The sequence below is a fragment of the Mesorhizobium sp. B2-4-6 genome, from assembly GCF_006442775.1.
Taxonomy (GTDB): Bacteria; Pseudomonadota; Alphaproteobacteria; order Rhizobiales; family Rhizobiaceae; genus Mesorhizobium.
The window spans coordinates 231,517-251,889 of sequence record NZ_VFVI01000007.1; the positions used below are offsets into that span (position 1 = coordinate 231,517).

Sequence of the window (20,373 nt, forward strand, 5' to 3'; positions counted from 1 at the left end):
ACGATGCGAAACGTGCTAAATCATGTCAATTGGGAAAATAGTATCATGACAATATTTCCAGCGCGGCGCAATTTCAGGGCAATCCGAATTCCATTTGTGCATCAGATGGCGAGCAGGAGATGCTCCGGATCGCCGAGCAACAGCTTGGCGACAACGCTCAGGCCCGCGCGCAGTTCCCCTTCGGTGGTCGATCCGAGAGAGATGCGTACGGCCGGATGCCATGGCGTGTGGGCGATGCGGAACGACGTGCCCGGCGCGATAGCCACGCCGCGCAGGCGCGCCTGCGAAACAAAGCTCTCCTCGGCGCGGTCGCCCGGCAGTTCGAGCCACAGATGCAGCCCGTCGCGGTGGACGCGATAGTCGACGCCTGCCAGCATTTCGGCGGCAATCTCCTGGCGCCGCTTCAACGCCTGGCGCTGCCAGTTGACCAGTTCCATCGCCGTGCCGTCGCTCACCCAACGCGTCGCGATCTCGGCCACCATCGGCGTCGCCATCCAGTTCGAGACGAGATGACGGTTGGCGACGGCTGCGACATAGCGGTCCGGCACCGCGAGGTAGCCGATGCGCAGGCCGGGCACGGTAATCTTGGTGAAGGAGGTGACGTAGAGCGTGCGCTCCGGCGCAAAGGCGGCAACCGCCGGCGATCGGCCTTCGACCAGCGGGCCGAGCACGTCGTTCTCGATGATGGCGATGTCGTGCTTGCGGGCAACCGCCGCAATCTGCTCGCGACGGGTGGCGTCCATCAAGGTCGCCGTCGGGTTAATCACCGATGGCTGGACGAAGACTGCGCGAATGTCTGACAGGCGGCAGGCCTCGTCGAGCGCTTCGGGGATCAGCCCGTTGCCGTCGATCGGCAGGCCCTCGAGGTTGAAGCCGAGATAGCGCGCAAGCGGGATCAGCGTGTGGTGGCCGATCGCCTCCGTGGCGACCGTAGAGCCGGGCGGCGCCACGCTCATCAGCGCCACTGTCATGCCGGCGGTGGCGCCGTTGGTGAGGCTGATATTCTGTGGCGATGCCTCCAGCCCGCAGAGCTTCAGCCATTCGACCGCGACGGCGCGGTGGCGCGGGAAAACCATGTTCGGCCGGAACGACAGCGCCGAGCTCGACGGCAGGTTCTCGGCCAGCCAGCCCAGTGCTTGCTTCAATTTCTCAAGATGCATCGGCTCGCAGACCGGCTTCAGGATCGAGAGGTCGATGACCTCGCCCAGCCGTTCCGGAATATAGGGCGGCTCCGGTTCCCTGCGCTGCGTCTGCACGAAGCTGCCACGGCCGACCTCGCCGGAAATCAGCCCGCGCCGGATCAGTTCCTCATAGGCGCGGCTGACGGTCTGCACCGAAAGCTTCAGATCGTCCGCCAGCCGGCGGTGCGTCGGCAGCCGCGTGCCGTTGGCCAGCCGCCCGTCATGGATGGCTCGCGCGAACTGGTCGGCCAGCGAGAGATAGGCCGGGCGGCGGATGAGAGCAGGATCTGGCTGCCAAAATGTCATGACTTATTAGAGAGCGAAATCAGTGCAATTGACAATCGAAATAATGCATCGTCATGGTGTCCGCGACGAAAGGCGAATCCCGCATGGCGGCAACGAAACTCGACCCGATCGATCTCAGGATTCTCGACGCGATCCAGCGCGACGGGCGCATCACCAAGCTGGCGTTGGCCGAGAAGGTCGGCCTCTCGCCGACGCCGTGCTGGATGCGGCTGCGCAAGCTCGAGAAGGCCGGCATCGTGTCCGGCTACCACGCCGCGATCGCCATGCGCGCTATCGCGCCGGTGGCGACGGTGCTGATGGAGGTGACCCTGGCCAATCACCGCCAGGCGGACTTCGATCGTTTCGAGCGGGTCGTGCGCGATGTTCCGGAGATCGTCGCCTGCTGGTCGGTGGGCGGCGGGGTCGACTATGTCCTGAAGGTGATGGCGCGCGACATCGATGCCTACCAGCGGCTGGTCGACAGCCTGCTCGAACGTGAGATCGGCATCGACCGCTACTTCACCTACATCGTCACCAAAACGGTCAAGGACGAGACCGTGCTGCCTGTGGCCGACCTGCTGCCCGATCAATGAAAGCGCCATCGTCATCCTCGGGTCTACGCCGCGTCGCTTCGCTCCTTGCTTCGCCCGTGGATGACGACTTTGAGGAGGCTCGGCCAATTTTCACGGCTCGGCGCCGCCTGCTGGCCGACCAGCTAGAGAGTTCGTCTGCTTCCGCGCGCCAATAGAGACAATCTCTCTACCAACAGCCGCTGAAACAGTCCCATTCTTTGCCCGACACGGCCGATGCTTCGGCATCGAATGGAGACGCCGATGTCCGCGCATTTTGCCCGCACCAACCACCATGAAGCGCTGGACCGGCTTGCCGATCGCCGGCTGCTGCGTGCGCTCGCCTATGTTGACGGCCACTGGACGGCGAGCGAAGCGGCGGCAAGTTTTGAGGTTACCGATCCGGCCACCGGCGCTACCGTCGCCTTCGTGGCCGCGCTCAATGCCGATCAGACGACAAAGGCAATCGACGCCGCATCCCGCGCCCTGCCGGCCTGGCGCTCGGCACTGCCGCAGGAGCGCTCGAAGATCTTGCGGAAATGGTTCGATCTGATCATCGCCGCCAAGGACGACCTCGCGCTGCTGATGACGCTCGAACAGGGCAAGCCGCTGAAGGAATCGCTCGGCGAGATCGACTACGCCGCCTCCTTCGTCGAATGGTATGCCGAGGAAGCGAAGCGCCTCAACGCCGAAAGTGTAACCAGCCATCTGCCGAATGCCGAGATGTCGGTGCGCCGCGAACCGCTCGGCGTGGTCGGCGTCGTGACGCCGTGGAATTTTCCGTCGGCCATGCTCACCCGTAAGGCCGCCGCAGCGCTTGCCGCCGGCTGCACCATCGTGGCGCATCCGTCCTCGGAAACGCCGCTGTCGGCTTTGGCGCTGGCCGAGCTCGGTGAGCGCGCCGGGCTGCCGGCAGGCGTCTTCAACGTCGTCACCGGTGATGCGCGCACGATCGTCGCGGCGATGTGCGCCGACGCCCGCGTTCGCGCCATGAGCTTCACCGGATCGACCGAGGTCGGCCGTCTGATCGCCGCGCAGAGCGCGCCGACTATGAAACGTCTGGTGATGGAGCTCGGCGGCCATGCGCCGCTGATCGTGTTCGACGACGCCGACATCGACAGGGCTGTGGCGATCGCGCTGGACGCCAAGTTCGCCACCTCGGGCCAGGATTGCCTTGCCGCCAACCGCATCTATGTCCAGCGGCCGACCTATGATCGCTTCTGCGCCGCTTTTGCCCGCCGCGTCGAGCAACTCCGTATAGGCAACGGTCTATCCGCGGATGCCGATATCGGGCCTCTGATGCACGAACGTGCCGTCAAGAAAGTGGAGGAGCAGGTGGCCGATGCGCTTAACCACGGCGCGCGCTGCCTGACCGGCGGCAAGCGCCACGCTGCCGGGCCGCTGTTCTACCAGCCGACGCTGCTCGTCGACGTGCCGGACGAGGCGCTGATCATGCGCGAAGAGACCTTTGGCCCGGTCGCCGCGGTGACTCCGTTCGACGATGAGGCCGAAATCATCGCCCGCGCCAATGCCACCGAATATGGCCTGGTCGCCTATGTCGTCACCGAGAACGGTGGTCGCCAGGCGCGCATGGGCCGCGCCCTGGACTACGGCATGGTCGCGATCAATCGTGTCAAGATCACCGGCGCGCCGATCCCGTTCGGCGGTGTCAAGCAGTCCGGCATCGGCCGTGAAGGCTCGCGCCACGGCCTCGAAGCTTTCACCGATCTCAAGTACCTTTGCCTGGACGTGGCGTAGCCCATCCAGAAATTTCAGGAGTCAAAAAATGCTCGAACAATCCAACGAACTCTCCGCCTGGGACCGCGACCACTTCTTCCATCCCTCGACGCATATGGGCACGCATGCGCGCGGTGAATCGCCGGCCCGCATCATGGCCGGCGGCGAAGGCGTCACCGTCTGGGACAACACCGGCAAGAAGAGCATCGATGCCTTCGCCGGCCTCTATTGCGTCAATGTCGGCTACGGCCGCCAGAAGATCGCCGATGCTATCGCCGAGCAGGCCAAGAACCTCGCCTACTATCACGCTTATGTCGGGCACGGCACCGAAGCCTCGATCACGTTGGCCAAGATGATCATCGACCGCGCGCCGAAGGGCATGAACCGAGTCTATTTCGGACTCTCAGGCTCAGATGCCAATGAGACCAACATCAAGCTGATCTGGTACTACAACAATGTGTTGGGCCGGCCCGAGAAGAAGAAGATCATCTCGCGCTGGCGCGGCTATCATGGCTCGGGCGTCATGACCGGTTCGCTGACCGGGCTGGAGCTGTTCCACAACGCCTTCGACCTGCCGCGCGCGCCGATCCTGCACACCGAGGCGCCCTATTATTTCCGCAGCGCCGACCGCTCGATGAGCGAGGAGCAGTTCTCGCAACATTGCGCCGACAAGCTCGAGGAGATGATCCTCGCCGAAGGTCCGGACACGGTCGCGGCCTTCATCGGCGAGCCGATCCTAGGCACGGGCGGCATCGTGCCGCCGCCGGCCGGTTATTGGGAGAAGATACAGGCCGTGCTGAACAAATATGACGTGCTGCTCGTCGCCGATGAGGTGGTGACCGGCTTCGGTCGTCTCGGCACCATGTTCGGCTCCGACCATTACGGCATCAAGCCGGACCTGATCACCATCGCCAAGGGCCTGACTTCGGCCTATGCGCCGCTTTCCGGCGTCATCGTCTCCGACAAGGTCTGGCAGGTGCTGGTCAAGGGTTCCGACAAGCTCGGCTCTCTCGGCCATGGCTGGACCTATTCGGCGCACCCGATCTGCGTTGCCGCCGGTGTCGCCAATCTCGAACTAATCGATGAGATGGACCTGGTGAAGAACGCCGGCGAGACCGGCGGTTACTTCCGCGCCGAACTCGCCAAGGCCGTCGGCGGACACCGGAATGTCGGCGAGGTCCGCGGCGACGGCATGCTGGCCGCGATCGAGTTCGTGAAGGACCGCGACGACCGCGTCTTCTTCGATCCGGCGCTTAAGGTTGGACCGCAGATCGCCACGGCGCTGGCGGCAAGCGGCGTCATCGGCCGCGCCATGCCGCAGGGCGATATCCTCGGCTTCGCGCCGCCGCTCTGCCTGACGCGCGAGGAGGCCGACATCGTCGTTGAAAAAACCGCTGACGCGGTGAACAGCGTGTTTGCCAGTATCTGAGAAGCGACATCTGAGAAGCGACATCTGAGAAGTGACATGAATGCCATGACCAGAACCGTTCCCGCCACGATGGCTGCCGTGCAGCTTACGGGCCATGGCGGCCCGGAGAAACTTGTCTACCGCACCGATGTGAAGGTGCCCGCGCCGGCCTCCGGCGAGATCCTGGTCAAGGTCAGCGCCTGCGGCATGAACAACACCGATGTCTGGGTGCGCCAGGGCGCCTACGGCACGGAGGAGGATGCGGCTGCCGTGTCGACCTGGCGCCGGCAGGGCAACACGCTCACCTTCCCGCGCATCCAGGGCACCGACACGGTCGGCGCCATCGTCGCAGTCGGCGACGGCGTGCCTGCCGACCGCATCGGCGAGCGTGTCATGGTCGACTTCTCGATCTACAATCGCGACGACGATTCGCTGGCCGACATCGACTATATGGGCCACGGCCGCGATGGCGGTTATGCCGAATACCAGGCGCTGCCGGCCGAGAACGCGCATGTCGTCGACACTGATCTGAGCGATGTCGAGCTTGCCACCTTCTGCTGCGCCTATCTCACTGGCGAGCAGATGCTGGAACGCGCCGCGCTGAAAGCCGGCGAGCGTGTGCTGGTCACCGGTGCCTCCGGCGGTGTCGGTTCCGGCATCGTGCAACTGGCTCGGGCACGCGGCGCCATCCCCTACGCGGTGGCCGGCAAGGGCAAGGAGCAGGCCGTGCTCGACATCGGCGCCGAGAAGGTGATCACGCGCGGCGTGGCCGATCTGCCGGCCGCCGTCAACGAAGCGACTGGCGGCCAGCCGATCGACGTGGTCGCTGATCTGGTCGGCGGCGCCATTTTCAACGACCTGCTGCGTATCCTGCGGCCCGAAGGCCGCTACACCACGGCTGGCGCCATCGCCGGGCCGGTTGTGCAGCTAGATCTGCGCACCATGTATCTGAAGCAGCTGCAGCTCCACGGCTCGAGCCAGGGCACGCGGGCCGATTTCCGCCGCATCGTACGCTACATCGAGGAAAAAAAGATCAAGCCACTGGTCGGCGGCGTCTACAAACTGTCGGATTTCCAACGCGCCCAGAGCGACTTCATGGGCAAGGACTTCGTCGGCAAGCTGGTGGTGGTGCCGGATGCGATGTGGAGCGGCGCCTGACCTTGGGGCGGCTCTGACGGGTCAGCCGAGGGGCACGCCATGTAGTGGACCATCGCCGACATGCCGGACGTCGCCGCTGTTGACCTGTCCGGCTAGGGCATGATCCCGAAAAGTTTCGCTATACCTCCCATTACAAAACGCTATTTGACGGAGAGGACCCTTCCGGTGCGATGGTATCGGAAAAGCAGGATAAGGAGCGAGCCATGCCAGGCGCGCTGGAGGGAACAACTGTCGTCTCGTTGGAGCAGGCCGTGGCCGCGCCCTTGGCGACGTCGCGGCTGGCCGACGCCGGCGCGCGCGTCATCAAGCTCGAGCGCCCCGAGGGCGATTTCGCGCGCGGCTATGACGATTACGTCCACGGCCTGTCGAGCTATTTCATCTGGACCAACCGCGGCAAGCAGTCCTGCACCGTCGACCTGAAGCGACCGGATGATCTGGCGCTGGTCGAAGCGATGCTCGCCACGGCCGATGTGTTTATCCAGAACCTGGTGCCCGGCGCCACCGACAGGCTGGGCATCGGCAGCGCCGACCTCAGGCGGCGGTTCCCCCGGCTGATCGTGTGCGACATCGGTGGCTATGCGCCGGGAACGCCCGATCACGATCGGAAAGTCTATGACCTGCTCATCCAGGCGGAAGCGGGTCTGGCGGGCGTCACGGGATCGGCGACGTCGGGCCCGACGCGCGTCGGCATATCGATATCCGATATCGCCACTGGACAGGCCGCCTATGCCGCCGTCCTCGAAGCCCTGATCATGCGCGCTCGGACCGGGGAAGGGGCTCACCTGCAGGTCTCCTTGTTCGACACCCTCGCCGAATATATGAACGTGCCGTACCTGGCGCGCCATTACGGCGGCAAGGAGCCCAGCCGGCTCGGCCTCGCCCACCCTTCGATCGCTCCTTACGGGCTGTTTCGCGTGAGCGACGGGGAAATCCTGATCGCCGTCCAGAACGAACGCGAATGGGCCGTCTTCTGCGAGAGCGTTCTGCGCCAGCCGTCGGTCGCGACGGATCCGAGATTCGAACGCAACGTGCTGCGCATCAAGAACCGCGAGCCGCTCGACGCATGTGTGCAGGCGATCCTGGCGCCCTATACCAAGTCCGCACTATGCGAGCTGCTGGACCAGTTGCGCATTGGATATGGCCATGTATCGACCATGGCGGATCTGGCGGCGCATCGCAGCGCGACCAGGATTGCGGTCGAGACCGCGGTTGGTCCGGTCGAGCTTTTTGCGCCGCCGGTCACGGTCGATGGCAAGCGCCCCGCACTGGGCAGGGTGCCCTCGCTTGGTGAACATGATGTGGCTTTGCGGCGGGAGTTCGGTCCGCTGGACACGGCAGGATCCCAACGGATAGGGAATGCAATGCTATGAGCCTGACCCGCGACCTGACCCGGTTGATCCGCGAAAAGCCGGTGACCGAAAGCGATCTGCAATGGGCATCGCTGTTTGTCCTGGATACGCTCGGCTGCGCGCTTGGCGCGTTGCCGACCGAACCTGCCCGCATGCTCAAGGCGGTCGCGCCGCCGGCGCAGGCGGATACGGCTCGCAAGGCGTTCTATCTCGGCGGTTTGTCCCACATCCTGGAGATGGACGACCTGCACCGGGATTCGGTGACCCATCCGGGAAGCGTCGTCATTCCCGCGGCCTGGGCCGTGGCCCACGATCACGACCTTGGCGGCGAAGCTTTCCTCCGCGCGGTTCTCGCGGGATACGAAGCCTGCTGCCGCGTCGGTATGTCCGTTGGCAAGAAGCATTACCGGGTCTGGCACAACACCTCGACCTGCGGGCCGTTCGGCGCGGCCTTTGCCGTGGCCGATCTCCTAGGCCTCGATGACGACAGCACCGTTTGGGCGCTCGGCAACGCCGGAACCCAGTCGTCGGGACTTTGGGAGTTCCTCGCCGAAGGCGCCATGAGCAAGCATCTTCACACTGCCCGGGCAGCGGAGTCGGGCGTGCTTGCATCGTTCCTGGCCAGGGAAGGATTCACGGGCGCGCAAAACATCCTGGAGGGCGAAAAAGGGTTCTACGCGGGCCTGTGTCCAGACCCAATTCCGGGGGCTGTGACGGCCGGGCCCGATCGGGCCTGGCAGCTGATCAACACCTCGATCAAGCCTTGGCCCTGCTGCCGTCATACCCATCCGGCGATCGACGGCGCCATCGCCTTGCACGGCGAGATAGCCGGCGAAGCCATCGCCAAGGTGAAGGTCGGAGCTTACCGGGCCGCGCTTGACGTGTGCGACCGGCCCACCCCCGACGATCCCTACAGCGCCAAATTCTCGCTGCAGCACACCGTGGCGATCGCCCTGGCGGACGGTCGTGTCGACCAGGCAAGTTTCGATGCCAATGCCCGGCAGCGGATGGCCGGCGAACGCAAGAAAGTCGACGTCGAACTGGCGCCGAAGATCGAGGCTGCGTACCCCGAATCGTGGGGCGCCGAAATCGTGGTGGAGACGGCTTCCGGCCGGCGTCTTTCCGCCGCGCGACACGACGCCAAGGGAGATCCCGGCAATCCGGTGACGGCGGCCGAGCTCTCCGAGAAAGCGCGCGCGCAGCTCGTCGCTGGCGGTAGTTCGCAAGCCCGCGCCGACGAACTGATTGGCGCTATCCTTGCACTGCCCGACAACCGTCCGGTGCGCTCGCTGGGTTTGTTTGAAATCGCTGCAGACGCGCGTCCCCAGGCGCGTGCCGCGCGGAGCGCCTGATGTTCAAGGATGTCGATAATGAGGAGATCCGCGAGGCCGCGTCTGCGAGCGGTTTTCGGCGAATACTGGCGCAAGCTCGACGTCGACCGCGCCTACCGCTGGATTTCGTCAACGCACTGACGGAAGCGGGCTATCTCGCGACGCTGATCCCAGAGGAGTATGGCGGGGCGGGCCTGGCGCTTTCGGCGGCGGCCGCCGCTGGAGCTGCACAACACCGCCTATGTTCGTGACACTGCGGGCAGCGCCTGGTACAGCGAGGATATTGCCGCTCAAGCCATCCAGGATTTCAGGCGTTCAAGCATAGGTTCCGTCAGCGGGGTGGATTTCCGCTCCGCAAGATTGAAGAAGACCGTCTTGGCGGCGAGCTTCGCCGCGAGCTCGCCGCCATGCAGCCTGCGCATCTCGTAATCCGTCTGGATGGAGGTGCGGCCGACGGTGCGGATCGTGCCGAAGATTTCCACGATGACCCCGGACGCCACCTCTCCGACGAAGTCGATCTCGTGCCGGACGTCCGCCCATCCCCTGTCGGCCCATTCGGGCGTCGTCGGCGCCCATCCGGTCGCCTGGCCGAGCAGGATGTTGATGGCGTCGTCGAAAAAGGCGACGTAGAACCGCGTCGTCATGTGGCCCATCATGTCGCAATTCCAGGGCTGAACCACAGCTCTCGTCAGTAAGATCATTTTTGCTCCCGATAACTCGTCCGATGCGACCGCTATCTAGCGGGGATTGGTTGCCTCTGTGGAGAGCCTAATCGATGGCCGGACCTCCGGCGGGTCGATTTTTTTAAAGCGACGGCAGGACGCTCCGGATGTGACTGGCAAACGCCTCGACGGCCGGCGATCTCGTGGTCTCGGCGAAGGCGACCAGAACGCCGAGCCGGGATAATCTCGGAAGCGGCGCATTGAGGATGAAGAGATCCGACGGGACGGCCCTCTGCGTCATCACACTTATCGCAAGGCCGGACCGCGCCACCGCGATCAGGCCGGTGAGGCTGTTGCTGGCATAGGATATCTTGTAGCGCAGTCCGGCGCGCGACATGGCATCGCAGGCCGCCTTGTGGTCCATGGCGTTCGATGCCGGCAGAGCTAGCGGCACGGTCTCGCCGAACTCGTGCAGCTCCAATGTCGGCTTGCTGCCGACCCAGACCATCGCTTCCGTGCGCACGACCTCCCTGGAGGCGCTCGCGTCCGGAATGGAGACGAGCGCCAGGTCGACCTGGCGCGCATGCAGCAGATTGTGCAGCTCGACGGTCGGCGCCGACACCACCTTGATCTCGATGTCCGGATAAAGGCTCCCGAAGCTTCTCAAGAGCGTGGGAAAGAAGGCGCTCAAATAGTCTTCCGGGCTGCCGAAGATGATCGACCCTTGCAGGCCCTTGCCGGAGAAAGCCGAAACCGCCTCATCGTGGATTTTGAGGATGCGCTCGGCATAGGCAAGGAAGCGCTCGCCGCTGCCGGTGAGGCGGACGCCGCTGCCGCTCCGATGGAACAGGCTCTGGCCGCCGAGCGCATCCTCGAGCCGCTGTATCTGCATCGTCACCGCCGATTGCGTCCGCCCGACCTGCAGGGCGGTGGCGCTGAGCGTTCCCGAATGCGCCGCGCGGACGAAGGTCGCCAGCAATCTGAGATCGAGGGGTGCGGGCATATCAATTCCATTGATATCGGAGTCCGATATCTATCAATTTTACTGCTGTAGCGCCAGACGCTAATCTTCGGGCCTGCGTTTTGGCGAGGCTGCGAGATGTCAAGAAATCTGGATAATGCCTTCTGGTCATCGGCGCGAAAGCACCTCATCCGATATGGCGGCGCCTTCGAGCCGGCCATCATCGAGCGGGCCGAAGGCTCGTTCGTCTACGACGCCGATGCCCGGCCCATACTCGACTTCACCTCCGGCCAGATGAGCGCGCTGCTCGGGCATGCGCATCCAAGGATCGTCGCGACGGTGCGCCGCCAGGTCGAAACGGTCGCGCATCTCTTCAGCGGCATGCTGTCCCGCCCTGTTGTCGAGCTTGCCGGGCGCCTCGCCGCGCTGGCGCCCGGCCTCGACAGGGCGCTCCTGCTTTCGACGGGGGCGGAGTCGAACGAGGCGGCCATCCGCATGGCGAAGCTGGTGACCGGCAAGCACGAGATCGTCGCGTTCTCCAAAAGCTGGCACGGCATGACCGGCGTTGCGGCTTCCGCCACCTACAGCGCCGGGCGCAAGGGCTATGGTCCCGCGGCGGTCGGCTCGATCGCGATTCCCCCGCCGAACAGCTTTCGCCCGCGCTTCAAGAAAGCCGACGGCTCGCTCGACTGGGCGGCCGAGCTCGATGACGCCTTCGCCCTGGTCGATAGCCAGTCGACCGGCAGCCTCGCGGCTTTCATCGCCGAGCCGATCCTGTCGAGCGGCGGCATGCTGGAGCTGCCGCAGGGCTATCTCGCGGCGCTGAAGCAGAAATGCCGCGAACGCGGCATGTTGCTCATCCTCGATGAAGCGCAAACCGGCGTCGGCCGCACCGGCGACATGTTCGCCTTCCAGCGCGACGGCGTCACGCCGGACATCCTCACTCTGTCGAAGACCATCGGCGCCGGCCTTCCGCTGGCTGCGGTCATGACGACGGCCGAGATCGAGGAAACGGCGCATGAGCGGGGCTTCCTGTTCTACACCACCCATGTGTCCGATCCGCTGCCGGCCGCCGTTGGCGTGACCGTGCTCGATGTCGTGGAAGAGGAGCGCCTTGTCGAGCGCGCGCGCCATCTCGGAAGAAGGCTTTTCGACGGCCTGTCCGACCTGAAGCAGCGCTTCGAGTGCGTCGGCGACGTGCGCGGCCGCGGCCTGATGCTGGGGGTCGAGATCGTCAAGAACGGAGAGAGCCGCGAGCCCGATCACGAGCTCGGCGCGAAAATTGCCGCGGAAGCATTCAAGCGCGGATTGAGCATGAACATCGTCAAGCTCCCGGGCATGGGCGGCGTATTCCGCATCGCTCCGCCGCTGACGATTTCCGAGGAAGAGCTCGACCTCGGATTGCGCACGATCCGCGACGCCATCGAAGCGGTGCTGTCCGCGAGCGGCGGCCGCATGGCCGCGGAGTGACGGACCGGGGCCGATGAACGAAGCGAACATGACCGAACAGGCCGCGGGCGACGCGTCCGACGAGGATGCGGCGACCGGCACCATCCGCGTGCTTGTTGCCAAGCTCGGGCTGGACGGGCACGATCGGGGCGCCAAGGTGGTCGCGCGGATCCTGCGCGATGCCGGCATGGAGGTCGTCTACACCGGCCTCTACAAGTCTCCGGACGAGGTCGTGGCGGCGGCGGTCCAGGAGGATGTCGACGTCATCGGCGTCAGCCTCCTTTCCGGCTCTCATGTTCCGTTGTTCCGGGAATTGGGGCGCTGCCTGCGCGAGCAGAAGGCCGACCACATCTTCGTCGTCGCCGGCGGGGTTATTCCAGAGCAGGATTATGCCGCTTTGTGGGACAGCGGCGTCGACGCGATCGTGCCGCAGGAGGCGCGGGCCGAACTGATCGTGACGACGATCAGGGACCTGATCGCCGCTCGTGGCCGGGTATGACCGTCTTCACGCCCTCGAGACCGGTGAGGCGCGCGCCATACAGGCCCTCGATCGAGCTCGTGCCCGAAATCCTCGCGGGCAACGTCGCGGCCATCGCCCGCATGATCACCCGCGCCGAGGCCGGCTATCCGGAAGCAGCGCCCGCGCTGGCGGAGATCTACGGGCATACCGGCAAGGCGCATGTCGTCGGTATCACCGGCGTTCCGGGAGCCGGCAAGTCCACGCTTGTGTCTTCTCTCATCCGGTCATTCGCGTCGGAGGGGCACAAGGTCGGCGTCGTCGCCGTCGATCCGAGCAGCCCGTTCTCCGGCGGCGCGATCCTCGGTGACAGGGTGCGCATGAGCGAGGCGGCCTCGTCCTCGCAGGCTTTCGTCCGCAGCATGGCGACGCGCGGCCATCTGGGCGGCCTTGCCCGATCGACGCTGCAGGCGGTCGATGTTCTCGATGCCGCCGGCTACTCGCCCATCATCATCGAGACCGTCGGCGTCGGCCAGGACGAGGTGGAAGTCGTGACGGCGGCGCACAGCATCGTCGTTCTTTCGGCGCCTGGCCTCGGCGACGACATACAGGCGATCAAGGCCGGCATTCTCGAAATCGCGGATATCCATGTCGTCAGCAAGGCCGACAAGCCGGAAGCGGCGGCGACCGTTTCGGCCCTGCGCAGCATGATGACCCTCGGTACCGAACGGACGGGGTCGAAATGGACGCCGCCGGTCCTGCCGGTCAGCGCGGTCTCGGGCGAGCGGATCGGCGAGCTGAAGGACGCCATCTCCAGGCACTGGTCGCATCTGCACGACAGCGGCGAGCTGGCCGAGCGGCAGCGGGGCATTTGCCGGACGCGGATCCTCGGCGCGGCCAAATATCTTTTCCAGCGCAAGTTCGATGAGCGGGCCGGCGAGGTCGGAGAGCACATCCAGGCCGTCGTGAGCAGGGACATGGACCCCGCCGGCGCGGCCCGCCTTCTGCTCGGCTGGACGAACGAGGCGCAAGCGACATGAACCTGTTCTCGCAAACCGCGATCGAGGACATCCGCGAAAAGCAGGCCGCGTGGGAGGAAAAGGAACTCGCCGCCGCGCTCGGCAGCAGGCCGGAAGAAAAGCAGGCTTACGAGACTGAATGCGGCATTCCGCTGAAGCGCGTCTACACGGCCGCCGACATCGCCGACATTCCCGCCGACGAGTTGGGTTTTCCCGGCGCCTATCCCTTCACCCGCGGAGCCTATCCGACGATGTATCGCGGCCGGCCTTGGACCATCCGGCAGGTCGCCGGCTTCGGCAATCCCGAGGCCACCAACCAGCGCTACAAATATATGATCCAGACCGGACAGACCGGGCTCTCCACCGATTTCGATCTGCCGACGCTGCTCGGCCTGGACTCGGACGATCCGAGATCCTTCGGCGAAGTCGGGCGCGTCGGCGTCGCCATCGACACCGTCGATGATGTCGATCGGCTGTTCGACGGAATAGATCTCGAAAAGATCTCGGTCTCGCTCACCATCAATCCGTCGGCCTGGGTGGTCTACGCCATGTATGTCGCCGTCGCGGAACGGCGCGGCTATGACCTTCACAAGCTGGCAGGCACGCTGCAGGCGGATCCGCTGAAAGAGTATGTGGCGCAGAAGGAGTGGATCTATCCGGTCCGCCCGGCCGTGCGTCTGCTGCGCGACCTCATCATGTACAGCGCCAAGGCGACGCCGAAGATCAATCCGATCAGCCTCAGCGGCTATCACCTCTCGGATGTCGGCGGCAACGCGCTGCAGGAGATCGCCTTCATCATGGCCTTCACCATCGCCTATTGCGAGGAGGTCACCGGCGCCGGCATGGACATCGACGATTTCGCGCCCCGGCTGTCCTTCTTCTTCATCAGCCACCAGGATTTCTTCGAGCAGATCTGCAAGTTCAGGGCGGCAAGGCGGGTCTACGCCAAGATCATGGCGCAGCGCTTCAAGGCCAGGAAGCCGGAGTCCATGCGGCTGCGCGTGCATGTGCAGACCGCGGCGATGAGCCTGACCAAGGTCGAGCACCACAACAATCTCATGCGCACGGCCATCCAGGCGCTCGGCGCCGTGCTGGGCGGCTGCCAGAGCATGCACACCAACGGGCTCGACGAAGCCTTCGCCATTCCGACCGAAGAGGCCATGAAGCTGGCCATCCGCACCCAGCAGATCATCCGCGACGAGATCAACGTGACCTCCGTGATCGATCCGCTTGGCGGCTCCTATTTCATCGAGCGTCTCACCCGCGACATGGAGACAGAAGTCTGGAAGCTGCTGGACGAAGTCGACGAGCGCGGCGGCGCCGTGAAACTGGTCGAGGAAGGCTGGTTCCAGCAGAAGCTCGCGGACTCGGCTTACGCCACGTTCCAGAAGATCGATGCCGGCGAAAAGATCTCGGTCGGCGTCAACCGGCACGTCGACGAGACCAGCCGATCGGCCGAAGTGCACATCCATCCTTATGACGAAGAGTGCACGCAGTTGCAGATCGACCGCCTCCAAGCGGTGCGGGCGGACCGTGACAACGCCCATGTCCAGCAACTGCTGAAGGAACTCGCCGAGCAGGCGAAGTCCGACGACATCAATCTTTTGCCGAAGACCATCGAGGCCGTGAAGGCGAAGGCGACGCTTGGCGAGATCTGCGCCGCGCTGCGCGAGGTCTGGGGCGCTTACGCCGAACCGATGATCGTTTGAGAAGGACGCCAAGATGGGGGATGCCAAGATGGGCGCAGTCATTTCCACGCACGACGGCGCAATCGCCTGGGTCAAGCTCAACCGTCCCGAGCGGCTGAACGCCATGAACAGGCAGCTCGTCGACGGCCTGTCCGATGCGCTGGCGCGAGCCGAAGCGGACCCGTCGATCCGTGCCGTCATCCTGCATGGCGAAGGGCGCGCCTTCTGCTCCGGCGACGATCTCAAGGATCTCGACTCGCAGACCACCTCCGAGGCCACGACACAGGGCTGGGTAGACGCCATCCAGAACGTCACTTTGCAGATCATGCAGTCGCGCAAGATCGTGATCGCCGCGGTGCATGGCTGGTGCGTCGGCGGCGCGCTCGAATGGGCGGTGAATTGCGACTTCACGCTGTTCGCCGACAATGCGCGCTGGTTCTTCCCCGAAGTCAGCTACGGGCTGTTCGTCACCGGTGGCGTCACCGCGCTGTTGACCAAGCAGACCGGGCCGCAGGTCGCCAAGGAACTGATGATCCTGGGCGAGAAGCACGATGCCAGGAAAGCGCTCGAGGTCGGCATCGCCTGGAAACTCTGTCCCGAGGCGCAATTGCTGGACGAGGCGAGGAAACTCGCTTTGGCGATAGCGGACCGTCCGGAAGGCGCGGTGGCGGACATCAAGCAAGCCATCAACAACGGCTTCCACTCTTCCCTTGCCGACGCAATGGCGCTCGAGACCAGGGCCACGGTGAGCGGTTTCCTCTCCCCGGATGCGCAGGCACGGGCAAAGAATTTTTGATCCATGACCATGCTTGAACTCGCCCCGTCCTTCCACATCCCCGGCCAGCACGACGACGATTTGGAGAACCGGGTGCTGCCCAAAATCCTGCTCAAGCAGGCCGAGCGCCTGGGCGACAGCCCGTTCATCGACATTTGCGGACGCTCCGCCGGCTTCGAGGAGATGCAGATCGTTTCAGGGCGGCTGGCGCGCGGCCTGCGCGGCCTCGGCATCGGCAAGTCCGATCGCGTGGCGATGCTGTTGCCCAATTGTTTCGAACTGGTCGCGGCGTGGTTCGCGGTATCGAGCTTGGGCGCCATCGAGGTGCCCAGCAATCCAGGCCTGAAGGGCGACTTGCTTTGCCACAACCTGAACAATTGCGGCGCCGAAGTCCTGGTCGCCGACGCCAACGCGCTGGACGAGCTCGCCAGGATCCAGGACCGCCTGCCGGACCTGCGCACCCTCATCCTGGTCGGCGTCGATCCGAGCGAAGCCCGGGCGGCCGGCATCCGGATCGGCCGCATCGTCGGCTTCGAGGAATGCATGGCCGGGCAGCCGGATTTCGACCTCGCCGACATCCGCTATTCCGACCCGATGGCGATCCTCTACACCTCGGGCACCACCGGTCCGGCCAAGGGCGCATTGATGTCCCATCATCACTGCTATTCCTGGGCCGCGGCCATGGCTCTCAATCTCGGCTACACGGCCGGCGACAGCTATTTCTCGGCATTGCCGCTGTTCCACACCGACGCGCAGATGTTCGGCGTCTACCTGCCGCTGATCTACGGCACCCCCACGACATTGGTCGACGGTTTCAGCGCGTCGCGGTTCTGGGACCAGGTGCGCGAAAGCGGCGCCTCGGCGACGAACCTGCTCGGCGCCATGGCGGTCATCCTGTCGCGCCAGCCGCCGTCCGATGGCGACGGCGCCAACCCGGTGCGCATATGCCAGTGCATTCCCATGGTGCCGGACAAGGAAGCGTTCGAGCGGCGCTTCGGCATGCGGCTCGTCACCGGCTATGGGCAGACGGAGACAGGTTTCGTCACCCTCGACACGGTGGGGAATACGAAAGCGGGTTCCTGCGGCCGCCCGCACCCCGATTGGGAGGTGGCGATCGTCGATGAGCGGGACCGGCCCCTGCCGCATGGGTCCGTCGGCGAGATCGTATCGCGCCCGCGCAAGAACTGGAGCATGTTTTCCGGCTATTACCGGGCGGACGCCAAGACGGTCCAGACGCTCCGGAACCTCTGGTATCACTCCGGCGACGCCGGCTGCCTGGACGAGGATGGCTGGCTCTATTTCAAGCACCGGCTGAACGAGGCGATCCGGCGGCGCGGCGAGAACATCTCCGCCTACGAGGTCGAGACCGTCGCCGAAAAGCACCCCGACATTGTCGAAAGCGCCGCATTCGGCATCCCGTCGGAGTTCACCGAGGAAGACATCATGGTCGTGGCCCAGCGGCGGCCTGGCTCCACGCTGGAGGCGGCCGACCTGCTGGCGCATTTCAGGGCAATGGCGCCGCGCCACATGGTGCCGCGTTACATCGAGATCACCGACACGCCGCTTCCGCGAACGCCGACGGAAAAGATCGCCAGGACCGCGCTGCGCCAGCAGGGTGTCGGCGCCGCCACATTTGATCGGGGCGAGCGCTAGCCAGGTCGAACGCAGGCAGAAGGAGGACGGAGCCCTACGCAATGCAGCGCCGGATGATCGCCCCCTGTTTCCTGGACGACACGCTCGAATGCCTTCGCCGCCACAATGTCGAGGTGGAGCCTCTGCTGGCTCGCGTCGGGCTGCCGCCAGTGATTTCCGAGCCGATCTCGGCCGAACAATATGGCGCGCTCTGGCATGCCGTCGCGCAGGAGATGGATGACGAGTTCTTCGGCGAAGGCGCCCGGCCGATGCGGGCCGGCAGTTTCGCGCTGCTTTGCCAGGCGCTGCTCACCACCGAGACGCTCGAGCATGCCTTGCGCAGGGGCCTGCGCTTCCTGCGCGCCGTGCTCGACGATCCGCATGGCGAGCTGACCGTCGGCACCGGGCTCGCCGAAATCAGGCTGAGCGATTGCGGGCCGCTGCGCTCGGCCTTCGCCTATCGTACCTTCTGGATCATCGTCCACGGCGTGAACTGCTGGTTGGTGGGTCGGCGTCTCCCGATCCGCTGGGTGGATTTCAAATGCAGCATCCCGCCGACGGGGAGCGACTACCGGCTGTTCTTCGGCGCGCCGGTGCGCTTCGACCAGCCCGAAAGCCGCCTCGTCTTCGACGCCGAATTCCTGAAGCTGCCGGTCATCCGCGACGCCTGCGCGCTGCGCGAATTCCTGCGCAGGGCGCCGGCCAACATTCTGGTGCGCTACCGCCATGACGAGGGGCTCTCGGCGGCCATACGCGGACGCCTGCACGCCACCGCGCCGGCGGCGTGGCCGAGCTTCGAGCGGCTTGCCGCCGGCATGCGCATGCAGGCGCCGACCTTGCGTCGCAGGCTTCAGTCCGAGGGCCAGAACTATCGCTCGATCAAGGACGAGATGCGCAGGGCCCTGGCGATGGAGGCCCTGCTCAATGGCAGCCGCAGCGTCGCCGATCTCGCCGCCGACATCGGCTTTTCCGAGCCGAGCGCGTTCCACCGCGCGTTCCACAAATGGACCGGCAAGAGCCCGGCCTTGTTCCGCCGCGAGGCCTCGTCCGACGCCGATCCGCGCGACAATGCATCCGCGAATTAGCAGGCGAGCGACGCATTCCCGAAACATTGCAAAATCGATCACAAAATCTGGGTCTTACGGTCATCGTATGCCACTTCGCTTGCAGCCAATATGCCCTGAAGACGGGGCATTTTGGTGCGGATTGAAGGCAAGACATCTCTGGTGAGGGGGCCTGCTCCGGCCTCATGTCCTGACCCGCTCGCCTGGGCCTGACCTTGCCCGACGGCAAAAACCGGCCCGCCCAATTCAAGTCAGCTCGATGCGTCGGACGTGGGCATCGCATCGAAGCCGCAACCAGTGCCCACCACGAAAATGGGAGCCTCATATGAAAAAATATCTTTTGTCGGCGGTGGCAGCGGCCGCGCTTGTCGCCTTCGCGGGCAACGCCTGGGCGGACATCGTCATCGGCGTCGCCGGGCCGATCACCGGTCCGAACGCGGCTTTCGGCGCGCAGTTCCAGAAAGGCGCCGAACAGGCGGCCGCCGACATCAACGCGGCCGGCGGCGTGCTCGGCCAGAAAATCAAGATCGAGATCGGCGACGATGTCTCCGATCCGAAGCAGGGCATTTCGGTCGCCAACAAATTCGTCGCGGACGGCGTGAAATATGTGGTCGGCCACTTCAACTCGGGCGTGTCGATCCCCGCCTCGGAAGTCTATGCCGAGAACGGCGTGCTCGAGGTATCGCCGGCATCGACCAATCCGCAATATACCGAGCGCGGCCTTTGGAACGCCTTCCGCACCTGCGGCCGCGACGACCAGCAGGGCAAGGTCGCGGGCGACTATATCGCCGCGAATTTCAAGGACGCCAAGATCGCCATCGTCCACGACAAGACGCCTTACGGCCAGGGCCTCGTCGATGTCGCCAAGAAGGATCTGAACGCCGACGGCCTCACCGAGGTGATGTATGAAGGCATCAATGTCGGCGACAAGGATTTCTCCGCGCTCATCGCCAAGATGAAGGCGGCCGGCGTCACGCTGATCTATTTCGGCGGTCTCCACACCGAGGCGGGCCTGATCATGCGCCAGTCGGCGGACCAGGGTCTGAAGGCGACGCTGTTCTCGGGCGACGGAATGGTCTCGAACGAGCTTGCCTCGATCGCAGGCGATTCGGTTATCGGCACCTTGAACACCTTCTCGCCGGACCCGCGGAAAAACCCCGCGGCCAAGGACATCGTCGAAAAGTTCCGTGCCTCGGGTTTCGAGCCGGAAGCCTACACGCTCTACTCCTACGCGGCGGTCCAGATCGTCGCCGCCGCGATCGACAAGACCGGCTCGGCCGACGACGCGCAAAAGGTCGCCGCGGCCATCAAGGCAGGCGGCCCGTGGAAGACGGCGATCGGCGACATCGGCTATGACGAGAAGGGCGATATCACGCGCCCCGACTATGTCATCTACGAATGGAAGAAGGGCGCGGACGGCAAGCCGACTTACGCCGAGAAGTAAACGCCGCACAGGCGTTGAGCCCGAGGATGCCCGGCTGAGACCGGGCGTCCTTGCGGGGATCGCATCTGCCCAGGTCATTGCGGCGCCCGGGCCTCTGAGCTATTTTAGCAGTTTATTGGATGCGCGATCTGCCTCGCAGGCGCATTCCTTGCCGTTTTGGCAGATTGTGAAGTCTTTAACAGACCGCGATGCCGCAAGCTGCGT

General features: G+C 64.9%; 18 protein-coding genes. 15 read left to right on the forward strand and 3 right to left on the reverse strand.

The window, feature by feature from the left end; all coding sequences use genetic code 11:
- Positions 1-101: 101 nt before the first annotated feature.
- The gene (locus FJ957_RS19290; protein WP_140834089.1) at positions 102-1,487 is read right to left on the reverse strand and encodes a PLP-dependent aminotransferase family protein; all 1,386 of its coding nucleotides are present in this window, start codon (positions 1,485-1,487) and stop codon (positions 102-104) included.
- 83 nt (positions 1,488-1,570) lie between these two features.
- Between FJ957_RS19290 and FJ957_RS19295 the strand changes: the two genes are divergently transcribed.
- The 7 genes from FJ957_RS19295 (at position 1,571) to FJ957_RS19325 (ending at position 9,269) form a co-directional block, all read left to right on the forward strand.
- Positions 1,571-2,059 (forward strand): Lrp/AsnC family transcriptional regulator, encoded by a 489-nt coding sequence (locus tag FJ957_RS19295; RefSeq protein WP_140643242.1) that lies wholly within the window; start codon positions 1,571-1,573, stop codon positions 2,057-2,059.
- A 240-nt stretch (positions 2,060-2,299) separates the two neighbouring features.
- A complete protein-coding gene (locus tag FJ957_RS19300; RefSeq protein ID WP_140834091.1) occupies positions 2,300-3,793 on the forward strand; it encodes an NAD-dependent succinate-semialdehyde dehydrogenase in 1,494 nt (497 codons plus the stop codon).
- Positions 3,794-3,821: 28 nt separating this feature from the next.
- Positions 3,822-5,201 carry an aspartate aminotransferase family protein gene (locus FJ957_RS19305; RefSeq protein ID WP_140834093.1) on the forward strand — a complete coding sequence of 460 codons (1,380 nt, stop codon included), beginning with the start codon at positions 3,822-3,824 and terminating at the stop codon, positions 5,199-5,201.
- Positions 5,202-5,237: 36 nt separating this feature from the next.
- Positions 5,238-6,338 carry an alcohol dehydrogenase family protein gene (locus tag FJ957_RS19310; RefSeq protein WP_140834094.1) on the forward strand — a complete coding sequence of 367 codons (1,101 nt, stop codon included), beginning with the start codon at positions 5,238-5,240 and terminating at the stop codon, positions 6,336-6,338.
- Positions 6,339-6,541: 203 nt separating this feature from the next.
- Positions 6,542-7,708: a CaiB/BaiF CoA-transferase family protein gene (locus FJ957_RS19315; protein ID WP_140834096.1), complete on the forward strand. Its 1,167-nt coding sequence runs from the start codon at positions 6,542-6,544 to the stop codon at positions 7,706-7,708.
- The gene (locus FJ957_RS19320) at positions 7,705-9,039 is read left to right on the forward strand and encodes an MmgE/PrpD family protein (protein WP_140834098.1); all 1,335 of its coding nucleotides are present in this window, start codon (positions 7,705-7,707) and stop codon (positions 9,037-9,039) included. Before FJ957_RS19315 ends, FJ957_RS19320 begins: the two co-directional genes overlap by 4 nt.
- Positions 9,039-9,269: an acyl-CoA dehydrogenase family protein gene (locus tag FJ957_RS19325; protein ID WP_140834100.1), complete on the forward strand. Its 231-nt coding sequence runs from the start codon at positions 9,039-9,041 to the stop codon at positions 9,267-9,269. Before FJ957_RS19320 ends, FJ957_RS19325 begins: the two co-directional genes overlap by 1 nt.
- A 39-nt stretch (positions 9,270-9,308) precedes the next feature.
- Here FJ957_RS19325 and FJ957_RS19330 read toward each other — a convergent pair whose 3' ends face one another.
- Together FJ957_RS19330 and FJ957_RS19335 are read right to left on the reverse strand one after the other, a co-directional pair.
- Entirely contained in the window at positions 9,309-9,719 is a 411-nt protein-coding gene (locus tag FJ957_RS19330; RefSeq protein ID WP_140834102.1) for a thioesterase family protein, read from the reverse strand.
- 103 nt (positions 9,720-9,822) lie between these two features.
- Positions 9,823-10,683: a LysR family transcriptional regulator gene (locus FJ957_RS19335; protein ID WP_140834104.1), complete on the reverse strand. Its 861-nt coding sequence runs from the start codon at positions 10,681-10,683 to the stop codon at positions 9,823-9,825.
- Positions 10,684-10,779: 96 nt separating this feature from the next.
- Between FJ957_RS19335 and FJ957_RS19340 the strand changes: the two genes are divergently transcribed.
- The 8 genes from FJ957_RS19340 (at position 10,780) to FJ957_RS19375 (ending at position 20,169) form a co-directional block, all read left to right on the forward strand.
- Positions 10,780-12,111, forward strand: coding sequence for an aspartate aminotransferase family protein (locus FJ957_RS19340; protein WP_140834106.1), 1,332 nt, complete (start codon positions 10,780-10,782; stop codon positions 12,109-12,111).
- Between the two features lie 28 nt (positions 12,112-12,139).
- Complete coding sequence (locus FJ957_RS19345; RefSeq protein ID WP_181180629.1) at positions 12,140-12,589, forward strand: cobalamin B12-binding domain-containing protein; 450 nt, start codon at positions 12,140-12,142, stop codon at positions 12,587-12,589.
- A 23-nt stretch (positions 12,590-12,612) separates the two neighbouring features.
- Positions 12,613-13,587: a methylmalonyl Co-A mutase-associated GTPase MeaB gene (gene meaB, locus FJ957_RS19350; RefSeq protein WP_246685886.1), complete on the forward strand. Its 975-nt coding sequence runs from the start codon at positions 12,613-12,615 to the stop codon at positions 13,585-13,587.
- Complete coding sequence (locus FJ957_RS19355) at positions 13,584-15,275, forward strand: methylmalonyl-CoA mutase family protein (RefSeq protein ID WP_140834112.1); 1,692 nt, start codon at positions 13,584-13,586, stop codon at positions 15,273-15,275. Before meaB ends, FJ957_RS19355 begins: the two co-directional genes overlap by 4 nt.
- Before the next feature lie 28 nt (positions 15,276-15,303).
- Entirely contained in the window at positions 15,304-16,050 is a 747-nt protein-coding gene (locus FJ957_RS19360; protein ID WP_140834114.1) for an enoyl-CoA hydratase/isomerase family protein, read from the forward strand.
- Between the two features lie 3 nt (positions 16,051-16,053).
- Complete coding sequence (locus FJ957_RS19365) at positions 16,054-17,682, forward strand: AMP-binding protein (protein WP_140834116.1); 1,629 nt, start codon at positions 16,054-16,056, stop codon at positions 17,680-17,682.
- A gap of 41 nt (positions 17,683-17,723) precedes the next feature.
- Positions 17,724-18,746: an AraC family transcriptional regulator gene (locus FJ957_RS19370; protein WP_140834118.1), complete on the forward strand. Its 1,023-nt coding sequence runs from the start codon at positions 17,724-17,726 to the stop codon at positions 18,744-18,746.
- A gap of 304 nt (positions 18,747-19,050) precedes the next feature.
- Positions 19,051-20,169 carry a branched-chain amino acid ABC transporter substrate-binding protein gene (locus tag FJ957_RS19375; protein WP_140834120.1) on the forward strand — a complete coding sequence of 373 codons (1,119 nt, stop codon included), beginning with the start codon at positions 19,051-19,053 and terminating at the stop codon, positions 20,167-20,169.
- Positions 20,170-20,373: the final 204 nt, after the last annotated feature.

Excerpts from the sequence above, each read along its gene's own strand:
- FJ957_RS19290 (WP_140834089.1), bottom strand. The coding sequence starts at position 1,487 with ATGACATTTTGGCAGCCAGATCCTGCTCTCATCCGCCGCCCGGCCTAT.
- FJ957_RS19295 (WP_140643242.1), top strand. The coding sequence starts at position 1,571 with ATGGCGGCAACGAAACTCGACCCGATCGATCTCAGGATTCTCGACGCG.
- FJ957_RS19300 (WP_140834091.1), top strand. The coding sequence starts at position 2,300 with ATGTCCGCGCATTTTGCCCGCACCAACCACCATGAAGCGCTGGACCGG.
- FJ957_RS19305 (WP_140834093.1), top strand. The coding sequence starts at position 3,822 with ATGCTCGAACAATCCAACGAACTCTCCGCCTGGGACCGCGACCACTTC.
- FJ957_RS19310 (WP_140834094.1), top strand. The coding sequence starts at position 5,238 with ATGAATGCCATGACCAGAACCGTTCCCGCCACGATGGCTGCCGTGCAG.
- FJ957_RS19315 (WP_140834096.1), top strand. The coding sequence starts at position 6,542 with ATGCCAGGCGCGCTGGAGGGAACAACTGTCGTCTCGTTGGAGCAGGCC.
- FJ957_RS19320 (WP_140834098.1), top strand. The coding sequence starts at position 7,705 with ATGAGCCTGACCCGCGACCTGACCCGGTTGATCCGCGAAAAGCCGGTG.
- FJ957_RS19325 (WP_140834100.1), top strand. The coding sequence starts at position 9,039 with ATGTTCAAGGATGTCGATAATGAGGAGATCCGCGAGGCCGCGTCTGCG.
- FJ957_RS19330 (WP_140834102.1), bottom strand. The coding sequence starts at position 9,719 with ATGATCTTACTGACGAGAGCTGTGGTTCAGCCCTGGAATTGCGACATG.
- FJ957_RS19335 (WP_140834104.1), bottom strand. The coding sequence starts at position 10,683 with ATGCCCGCACCCCTCGATCTCAGATTGCTGGCGACCTTCGTCCGCGCG.
- FJ957_RS19340 (WP_140834106.1), top strand. The coding sequence starts at position 10,780 with ATGTCAAGAAATCTGGATAATGCCTTCTGGTCATCGGCGCGAAAGCAC.
- FJ957_RS19345 (WP_181180629.1), top strand. The coding sequence starts at position 12,140 with ATGACCGAACAGGCCGCGGGCGACGCGTCCGACGAGGATGCGGCGACC.
- FJ957_RS19355 (WP_140834112.1), top strand. The coding sequence starts at position 13,584 with ATGAACCTGTTCTCGCAAACCGCGATCGAGGACATCCGCGAAAAGCAG.
- FJ957_RS19360 (WP_140834114.1), top strand. The coding sequence starts at position 15,304 with ATGGGCGCAGTCATTTCCACGCACGACGGCGCAATCGCCTGGGTCAAG.
- FJ957_RS19365 (WP_140834116.1), top strand. The coding sequence starts at position 16,054 with ATGACCATGCTTGAACTCGCCCCGTCCTTCCACATCCCCGGCCAGCAC.
- FJ957_RS19370 (WP_140834118.1), top strand. The coding sequence starts at position 17,724 with ATGCAGCGCCGGATGATCGCCCCCTGTTTCCTGGACGACACGCTCGAA.
- FJ957_RS19375 (WP_140834120.1), top strand. The coding sequence starts at position 19,051 with ATGAAAAAATATCTTTTGTCGGCGGTGGCAGCGGCCGCGCTTGTCGCC.